Source organism: Tistrella bauzanensis (assembly GCF_014636235.1).
Classification (GTDB): Bacteria; Pseudomonadota; Alphaproteobacteria; order Tistrellales; family Tistrellaceae; genus Tistrella; species Tistrella bauzanensis.
Genome location: NZ_BMDZ01000117.1, coordinates 1 through 8679, shown reverse-complemented (window position 1 = coordinate 8679; position 8679 = coordinate 1). Strand labels below are relative to the sequence as shown.

General features: G+C 67.3%; 8 protein-coding genes. 3 read left to right on the top strand and 5 right to left on the bottom strand.

Features of this window, described 5'->3' with window-relative positions:
- Positions 1-341: 341 nt before the first annotated feature.
- The gene (locus IEW15_RS24330; protein ID WP_188582956.1) at positions 342-863 is read right to left on the bottom strand and encodes a MarR family winged helix-turn-helix transcriptional regulator; all 522 of its coding nucleotides are present in this window, start codon (positions 861-863) and stop codon (positions 342-344) included.
- 82 nt (positions 864-945) lie between these two features.
- On the opposite strand from IEW15_RS24330, the gene IEW15_RS24325 reads away from it, so the two are divergent.
- The gene (locus tag IEW15_RS24325) at positions 946-2106 is read left to right on the top strand and encodes a M20 aminoacylase family protein (RefSeq protein ID WP_188582954.1); all 1161 of its coding nucleotides are present in this window, start codon (positions 946-948) and stop codon (positions 2104-2106) included.
- A gap of 118 nt (positions 2107-2224) precedes the next feature.
- Here IEW15_RS24325 and IEW15_RS24320 read toward each other — a convergent pair whose 3' ends face one another.
- On the bottom strand, positions 2225-3322 hold the full coding sequence (locus IEW15_RS24320; protein ID WP_188582952.1) for a citrate synthase/methylcitrate synthase: 1098 nt from the start codon (positions 3320-3322) through the stop codon (positions 2225-2227).
- A gap of 498 nt (positions 3323-3820) precedes the next feature.
- Between IEW15_RS24320 and IEW15_RS24315 the strand changes: the two genes are divergently transcribed.
- Positions 3821-5107 carry a multidrug effflux MFS transporter gene (locus IEW15_RS24315; protein ID WP_188582950.1) on the top strand — a complete coding sequence of 429 codons (1287 nt, stop codon included), beginning with the start codon at positions 3821-3823 and terminating at the stop codon, positions 5105-5107.
- Positions 5108-5128: 21 nt separating this feature from the next.
- Here IEW15_RS24315 and IEW15_RS24310 read toward each other — a convergent pair whose 3' ends face one another.
- Positions 5129-7237, bottom strand: coding sequence for a transglycosylase domain-containing protein (locus IEW15_RS24310; protein ID WP_229708734.1), 2109 nt, complete (start codon positions 7235-7237; stop codon positions 5129-5131).
- 226 nt (positions 7238-7463) lie between these two features.
- Between IEW15_RS24310 and IEW15_RS24305 the strand changes: the two genes are divergently transcribed.
- Positions 7464-8288, top strand: a complete 825-nt coding sequence (locus tag IEW15_RS24305) for a DODA-type extradiol aromatic ring-opening family dioxygenase (RefSeq protein WP_229708731.1) — start codon at positions 7464-7466, stop codon at positions 8286-8288.
- 10 nt (positions 8289-8298) lie between these two features.
- Here IEW15_RS24305 and IEW15_RS24300 read toward each other — a convergent pair whose 3' ends face one another.
- On the bottom strand, positions 8299-8484 hold the full coding sequence (locus IEW15_RS24300) for a hypothetical protein (RefSeq protein WP_188582946.1): 186 nt from the start codon (positions 8482-8484) through the stop codon (positions 8299-8301).
- Positions 8462-8679, bottom strand: a 218-nt coding sequence (locus IEW15_RS26195; protein WP_229708729.1) for a hypothetical protein, incomplete at its 5' end; no start/stop codon positions are given. The genes IEW15_RS24300 and IEW15_RS26195, both read right to left, overlap by 23 nt.

Below are 8679 nucleotides of genomic sequence, written 5' to 3'. Positions count from 1 at the left end.
TACGATCCTCCGTCGTCTTCGCAAACCACAGAGAATCACAAGCCGCTGAAATCACTCAACATAATTTTCGGTTGGGCTCTGAGCCATAGGTGAAACTGTCGGCTGCGGCAGGAGCCGCGGTAAGAACGGCAGCAAGCAGACCGGCTGCCAGCGCCCCGGGCATGAGGGCACGTTTGCGGCCGCGCAACGCGGAAGCATGATGGCGCATCTGAGTTCCCTGTCAGGAAAGGTGCCGGTTGCTCCGGCATCGCATGATCCATTTGTGCCCAGCCCGAAAAGAAAGTCAACAATATTGACTATGTGAATTTGGGCCATGCCCACAGGGCCTTACGTCCCAGTGCCTAGCTGCGGCGCCGTCGATGGGCGGCGCCCTGGCCGATCGCGCTGTCGATGCCGGCATCACGTGCCAGCGACAACAGATCCACCAGCATGTCGAGGCGGTCGCTGCCGATCACCGCGCCGATATCGGCTTCGGCCCGTTTCAGCGCGCGGATGCCCATCGCCAGCAGCACACCGCCCGCTTCCGTGACGGTCACGATCCGGCTGCGGGCATCATCCGGGTCCGCGACGAAGCATACAAAGCCATGCTCTTCGAAACTGGCCACCAGCTTGCTCATCGCCTGCTTCGATATCCCGGCCCGCACCGCCATGTCGGTGATGGTGGCACCTTCGAACCGCATGGTTCTGAGGACATGGGTATGGGCCGCATTCAGCATCGGATAGCCGCTGTCGCGCAGATACTGCAGCGCGCGACGGTCGAAGGCCATATGCACTTCATCGAGCAGCCGCCCCAGATTGCGCTGCCGGAAATGCTCCAGGTCATCGCCCCGCAGCATCCCCGGGTCGTGCGTGTCACCATCCATGTCGCTTGCTTTGTCCCTGTTGCCCAGTTAGTAAACTATATTGACTATATTGCCCTGCCCGCAACCCCGGAGGCACGATGCCATGGGCCTGCAGATCATTGCCGCTCTGAACGACCAGCACCCGACGCATACCGCATGGCGGCGCGATCTGCACGCTCATCCTGAAATCGGCTTCAACGAAACCCGCACAGCCGCCTTCGTGGCGACACAATTGCGGGCGGCGGGCTTCACCGTCACCACCGGCATCGCCGAAACCGGGGTGGTCGGCACCCTGCGCACCGGCGATGGCCCGTCGATCGGCCTGCGCGCCGATATGGATGCCCTGCCGATGGCCGAAGAGGCCGACCGGCCATGGGCATCGCGCCATCCGGGGCTGTTCCATGGCTGCGGCCATGACGGCCACACCGTCTGCCTGCTGGCCGCGGCCCGCCATCTGGCCGAAACCCGCCAGTTCCGCGGCACGCTGACGGTGATCTTCCAACCGGCAGAGGAAGGCCTGGGTGGCGGCCGCCGGATGGTGGATGAGGGGCTGTTCGAGCGCTTCCCCTGCGACAGCATTTTCGGCTTTCACAACATGCCGCTTCTGCCCTTCGGCACCGCCAGCGTCCGCAGCGGCCCGGCAATGGCATCCTTCGATGAATTCAAGGTGGTGATGACCGGGCGCGGCGGCCATGCCGGCATGCCGCACACCACCCGCGACCCGGCCCTGGCCCTGGCAGAGGCCGCCTGCGCCCTGCAGGGCCTGGTATCCCGCGAGGTCAGCGCCCATGCGGCGGCGGTGCTGTCGGTGACCCAGATCCATGTCGGCACCACCCATAATGTGGTGGCGGATGCGGGCTGGCTGGGCGGGACGGTGCGCGCGCTGGATGACGATGCCCGCGGCCTGCTTGAACGCGGCCTCGCCCGGGTCTGCACCGGCGTGGCCGCGGCCCGTGACGTGACAGCAGAGGTCACCTATCAGCGCGGCTATCCGGTGCTGATCAACGATCCCGACCAGACCGCCTTTGCCGCGTCGATCCTGGGCGATCTGTTCAAGGATGGGTTCCAGCCGGATTTCGCGCCGCTGATGGCGGCGGAAGACTTCGCCTTCATGCTTCAGAAGCGCCCGGGCGCCTATCTGCTGTTCGGCCAGGGTGGCGAGGGCGGCTGCATGGTCCACAACCCCCATTACGATTTCGACGATCGTCTGATCCCGATCGTGGCAACCGCTCTGGTGCGGCTGGTCGAGGCCCGCCTGGCCTGATCCCGGGGGCGGCGCCATACGCCAAACGGCCGGCCGCGCCCCTGAGAAGGCACGGCCGGCCGCTGTCGTGAATATCCACCGCCAGGGCGGGGAATGCCGGCGCTGAGAATACCGGGCGTCAGGACGCCTTGGGCATCTCGCCGACATAGGTCGATTCCGGCCGGATCAGGCGGTTCTTGTCGGCCTGTTCCAGAATATGAGCCGACCAGCCGGCCATGCGCGCCAGACCGAAAGTGGGGGTGTAGAGGTCGGTTGGGATGCGCACGCCGCGCAGCACCGCCGCCGCCCAGAATTCGACGTTCGGATACAGGTTGCGGCCGGGCTTGTATTCCTTCAGCAGCCGCACCGCGGTTTCTTCCACATGCACCGACAGGTCGAACCACGGATCCTCGCCGGCGAAGCTGTCGGAGACCAGACGCAGCGCCACGGCGCGCGGGTCCATGGTCTTGTAGACCCGGTGGCCGAAGCCCATCAGCCGCTCACCGCCCTCGATCTGGCCACGCAGCCAGGGCTCGGCGTTCTCCTTGGTGCCGATCTCTTCCAGCATGGTGTCGACTTCCGACGGCGCGCCGCCATGCAGCGGGCCCTTCAGCGCACCGATGGCGCCGGTGATTGCCGAGGCGATGTCGGAGCGGGTCGAGGTGATCACCCGGCCGGTGAAGGTCGAGGCATTGAGGCCGTGTTCCGCGGTCAGGATGATATAGGCATCCAGCGCGCGGGTATGCACACGGGTCGGCTTCTCGCCATGGAGCATATAGAGATAGTTTGCGGCATGACCGAGGCTCTCATCCGGCTCGATCGGGTCGCGGCCGGTGTTCAGCGCATGGCGATAGGCGATGATCGTCGGCGCCTTGGCCAGAATATCCGATGCCTGTTCGAAGGTCGGCGGCCAGGCATAGCCGCGATTGCCGATCGCTGATGTCGCGGTCCGCAAGACGCTCATCGTGTCGGTCTCAGGGGGCAGCGCCGCGATGATCGTCTTCAGATAGTCGGGCAGCTTGCGACGCGCCGCCAGTTCAGCGCGGAAGGCTTCCGATTCCTGTTCACTGGGCAGATGACCGCGCCAGAGAAGGTGAACGACGTCCTCATACGTCCGCGAGATGGCAAGATCCTTCGCCCAGTTCCCGCGATAAACCAGATATCCGTTGGTCCCGTCGACAAGCGACAGATCCGTCTCAGCGACGACAATCCCTTCCAGACCTGCATTGATCGTCACGCTCAAATCCTCTCCAGCTACGGGCGGATGGCCGCCGGTCGATTGGCCCTTGATATGTGGGGGACATATATACCTGCAGCGTGGTTGCGTCAATTTATTCGCGATTATCGACACAGGCCATATCACCCTGACACGATAGACCCGCGCCACACGCAATAACCGGGCGATGCGTCGCCGGATCGGCACCGGACGCGTCTGGAAAGGCGAACATATTGTAAACCGACGACTCTTCGGAACAAAGGCCTGATGCCGGCGCCGGATGATCAACCGGCGGATGCTCGCGTATGAATGCTTTCGTCTGCGGATGGTCCTGCGCGGGACCGGATGCGGCGAAAATGTGTCTCATATTTCGAAACGAAATACCCGGCGGGCCGTTCATCCGGATTGCTTGGCCACCGGGGCGCGGGCGCCTATAACCAGCGGGGCGCGGGCGCCTGTAAGCTGTGGCCTGCCCATCTCCCCCGACAGACGCCCCTTTTCAGATCGGCGCCACCCGACATGGCAGAGCCTCAGCCCCCGACCGGCCATCCGTCAGGAACGGGCCATCCGTCAGCAACGGGCCATCCGTCAGGAACCGGCCGCCCCTCAGCCTCCGGGCCCAGCCGGATCATCATCCTGTTCCTGATCGCGCTGACAGCGCTCGGGCCGCTGTCGACCGATCTCTATCTGCCGTCGCTGCCGGCGATGGGCCGCGATCTGGGCACCGATGCCGCCACCGCACAGTTGACGCTGACCGGCTATATGTGGGGGCTGGCGCAGCTCGTCTATGGACCGGTTTCCGACGCCCTGGGCCGGCGGCCGGTGCTGATCACCGGCATGACGGTGCAGGTCGCGGCCTCGATCCTGTGTCTGTACTCGGTGACCATCGACGACCTGGTGCTGGCGCGGGTGCTGCAGGGCACCGGTGCCTGCGCGGGCGCGGTGATCGGCCGGGCGCTGGTCCGCGACCTGTTCCCGCCGGAACGCGCGGGCTCGATCTTCGCCACCATCACCTCGGCCACGGCGCTGGCCCCGATGGTGGCGCCGATGATCGGCGGTCAGATCGAGGTGCTGTTCGGCTGGCGGGCCAATTTCGCGGTGCTGGCCGGCATCGGCCTGCTGCTGATCGCAGGCGCGGTGATGATCCTGCCCGAACCGATCACCGATCGCGACATCCGCCGCATCCGGCCGCTGACCATTCTGCGCAGCATGGGCGGACTGATCCGCGACCGGCGCTTCGTCGGGCTGGCGATCTGCACCTGTTCGGCCTTTGGCGGGCTGTTCGCCTGGGTGTCGAATTCGTCAGTGCTGCTGATCGAAGGCTATCGCGTGGCGCCGGACCGTTTCGGCCTGTTCTTTGGGCTTGCGGTCGCCGGCTATGTGCTGGGGGCTGCCACCGGCGGCCGGCTGGTGATGCGGCTGGGATCACTGAACCTGCTGGGGCTGGGCATCGCCATCATGGCGCTGGGCGGTCTTGCCATGGCGGCACAGACCGTGGCCGGTATAGACGGTCCACTCGGTGTGTCGCTGTCGGCGGCGGCCTTGCTCGCCGGCGCCGGCCTGGCGCTGCCGCAGGCCTTCACCGCCGCGATCCTGCCCTATCCGCGCATCGCCGGCACGGCCTCGGCGCTGATCGGCTGCAGCCAGATGACCACCGGCGGCATCGTCGCCGCCGCGACAGCACCTTTGGCCGACGGCACACCAACCCCGATCGCCGCCACCATTCTGGTGCTGTCGGCGGTGGCGCTGCTCGCCTATTTCCGGCTGGTGCGCCCGACGCCGGCACCGCCGATCACCAACGGCTGAGGCTGCGGCCGGATCGAGCGGTCAGGGGTGGAAGCGGTCGTCGCCGGGATAGGCCGGCGGATTGCCCAGCGACGGCTGCTGTGGCCGTGGCGCCGGGTCGTTGCGTGGCGCCGGCGCCGCCTTGGGCCCGGCTGCCTGCGGGGCGGCGGTGTCGTCGCCGAACAGGCCGCGCAGCAGGCGTGACAGCGGATCGTCACTGGTGGTGGTGCCGGCATCGGCCATCACCGGCGCGCGCACCGGCAGCACCGGCGGCGGGGTCCGCATCAGCCGGCCGCCGCCTTCCGACATCGCCCGCGCCCAGATCTTGGCCGGCAGCCGACCACCGGTCACGCCGCGCATCGGGCTGTCATCGTCATTGCCGACCCACACGCCCGCCGCCACCGCGCCGGTATAGCCGATGAACCAGGCATCGCGATAATCCTGGCTGGTGCCGGTCTTGCCGGCGACCACCGCGCCGCGCAGTTGCGCCGCCCGGCCGGTGCCGCTTTCCACCGCCCGCACCAGCATGGCATTCATGGCCTGGACGGTGCGTTCCGACAGCACCGGATCGGCGGGTTCCGGCGCCTCGCGGCGATAGAGCACGGTACCGTCGGCCGTCGTCACCTCGGCAATCGCCCAGGGCACCACCGGCCGGCCCTGATTGGCCAGCACCGCATAGGCCGCCGTCATCTCCAGCAGGTTTTCCGATCCGGTGCCCAGGGTCACGCTGGGGCCCTGGGGCAGATCGCCCGACAGGCCCAGCCGCCGGGCGGTGGCGATCACCCGGTCACGCCCCACCTCTTCGGCCAGCCGCACGGTGGCGGTGTTCAGCGAGCGGGCCGCCGCGTCGATCAACTGCACGCGGCCGGCATAATCGGGTTCGAAATTGGCCGGCGACCAGCCATCGACCGTCACCGGCGCATCCAGCACCGTGCTGTCGGGGCCCCAGCCCGCTTCCAGCGCCGCCAGAAAGGCGAAGACCTTGAAGGTCGATCCGGGCTGCCGCCAGGCCTGGGTGGCACGGTTGAACTGGCTGGTCCGATAGTCCCGGCCGCCGACCATCGCCAGCACCCCGCCATCGGGCGCCACTGCCACGAAGGCGCCCTGGCCGGCCTTGACCTTGCCGCCATCGGCGGTCAGCACCTCCGAAACGGCCGCCTCGGCCGCGGTCTGCAGGCCATGGTTCAGGCTGGTGCGGATCACGATATCGCGGGTGGTGGGCTCGATCTGGCTGGCCAACTGGTCCAGCACCCAGTCGGCGAACCAGCGCCGGTTGGTGGCGCCGACTGTCGCGCGCGCCGAGGGTGCCACCTTCGGCACCCGCACCGCACGGGCCTCATCGGCGGTCAGGTAGCCGACATCGACCAGATTGGCCAGCACCGCCCGCATCCGCCGCTCGGCCCGCGCCGCCGCCGAGGTCGGCGCATAGGCCGATGGCGCCTGCAACAGCCCGGCCAGCATCGCCGACTGGCCCACATCCAGGTCTTCCACCGGCCGGTCGAAATAGCGTCGGGCGGCGGCATCGATGCCATAGGCGCCGGCGCCGAAATAAGCCCGGTTCAGATAGCGCGCCAGAATTTCGTTCTTGTCGTAGACCGCTTCCAGCCGCAGCGCCATCACCGCTTCGCGCAGCTTGCGTTCAAACGACTTCTCAGGGGTCAGGAACAGCATCTTGGCAAGCTGCTGGGTGATGGTGCTGCCGCCCTGTACCACCCGGCCGGCCTGAAGATTGGCCACCACCGCCCGGGCGATGCCGAAGACATCGATGCCGGGATGGTCATAGAACCGCCGGTCCTCGGTCGCCAGCACGGCTTCCACCAGCGCCGGTGGCAGGTCGTTGACGGTGATCTGCCGCCCGGTCAGCCGGCCATAGACCGCGATCGCGGTACCGTCGGCCGACAGCACCGTGATGCCGGGTTCGGTGGCCGGCCGGTTCAATTCGTCGAGCGATGGCAGGTCGCGCAACACCCAGCCGATATAGCCGGCCGCCACCAGCACCACCACGCCGGCGGCGATGGCGATACCCCGCCACCAGCGCCGCCGCGGGCGCCCGCCGGCACCGGGCCTTCTGCCGTTGCCGGCGCCACTGCCGCTGCCGCCACCGGACCCGCGATGGCCACGGCGGCCGGCACGCGGGTGGATCTCGGCCATCAACGGCCCGTCGCCCGCATCGGTGCGTCCGGCGGGCTGCGGCGACAGAACAGGGGCACGGCGAACGGAGGCTGGCAGACGACGCATCAGGGCTTATCTCGGAACGGGACGGGAACAGGCATGAAGCCGGACAGTAAGCGGAACGCCCCGTCCCATGTCGTGACCTTCATGCGACTTTGCCGGGCGCCTGGGCCGGCGCATAATCATTTCCGGTGTTCCCCCGGAGATGACAAGCGTGACCAGGACCAGCACGACCCGCATGCCCAGCCTGTACATTCCCCATGGTGGCGGCCCCTGCTTCTTCATGGACTGGTCGCCGCGCGACACCTGGACCCGCATGAGCGATTTCCTGCGCGGCCTGCTGGCCAGCCTGCCGGCGCGGCCCACCGCCATCATCGTGGTGTCGGCCCACTGGATGACCGATGATTTCGCGGTCACCGGCGACACGGCGCCCGGGCTGCTGTTCGACTATTACGGCTTTCCGCCCCACACTTACGACCTGCGCTATCCGGCCCCCGGCGCGCCCGATCTGGCGGCACGGGTGCGCGGCCTGCTCGCCGATGGCGGTTTCGCAACCACGGCCGACACCGACCGCGGCTTCGACCACGGTGTGTTCATCCCGCTGCTGCTGATGGCGCCCGCGGCCGATATTCCGGTGATTCAACTGTCGGTGCGCAATGATCTGGACCCGGCAGCCCATCTGGCCGCCGGCGCCGCCCTGGTCGCCCTTCGCGACGAGGGCGTGCTGATCCTGGGCAGCGGCATGAGCTTTCATAACATGCGGGGCTATGGCGATCCGCGCTTCGGCCCCATTTCCGACAGCTTCGATGGCTGGCTGACCGGCGCCGTCGAAAGCGCCCCGGCCGGCCGCAACCGTGCCCTGACCCAGTGGGACGCGGCGCCATCGGCCCGGCTATGCCATCCGCCGCGCGCCGAGGAACACCTGATCCCGCTGATGGTGGCGGCCGGCGCCGGCGGCGATGATGCGGGCATGCGGATCTTCTCGGACCGGGTGATGGAAACCACGGTCTCGGCCTTCCGCTTCGGCTGATGCGGCGCCACTACCAGAGCGGCGTGTCTTCATCCTGACTGCGGCGACGGATCGCCGCCAGCAAAGCCCGCTTCGATGGCGTGCGGGTATCGTCTCGGGTCCGCAACCGCTGCACGACCGCATCGGTCAGCCCGATCTCGCGGGCGCGGCGGGCCTGTTCACGCGTAAATTCGTCAAAATTTCCCAGAAAGCGCATCGACTTCGGCCTCAAACCACTCAAGGGACCGCCCCGGTGCCTGCCCCTTGATTTGTCTACAGAGATAGGGACGATCGATCTTGTCAGCAAGCATTTTGAACAACACGATTGCCTGAGAGCCCAACCGAAAATTATGTTGAGTGATTTCAGCGGCTTGTGATTCTCTGTGGTTTGCGAAGACGACGGAGGATCGTA

Excerpts from the sequence above, each read along its gene's own strand:
- IEW15_RS24330 (WP_188582956.1), bottom strand. The coding sequence starts at position 863 with ATGGATGGTGACACGCACGACCCGGGGATGCTGCGGGGCGATGACCTG.
- IEW15_RS24325 (WP_188582954.1), top strand. The coding sequence starts at position 946 with ATGGGCCTGCAGATCATTGCCGCTCTGAACGACCAGCACCCGACGCAT.
- IEW15_RS24315 (WP_188582950.1), top strand. The coding sequence starts at position 3,821 with ATGGCAGAGCCTCAGCCCCCGACCGGCCATCCGTCAGGAACGGGCCAT.
- IEW15_RS24310 (WP_229708734.1), bottom strand. The coding sequence starts at position 7,237 with ATGGCCGAGATCCACCCGCGTGCCGGCCGCCGTGGCCATCGCGGGTCC.
- IEW15_RS24305 (WP_229708731.1), top strand. The coding sequence starts at position 7,464 with ATGACAAGCGTGACCAGGACCAGCACGACCCGCATGCCCAGCCTGTAC.
- IEW15_RS24300 (WP_188582946.1), bottom strand. The coding sequence starts at position 8,484 with ATGCGCTTTCTGGGAAATTTTGACGAATTTACGCGTGAACAGGCCCGC.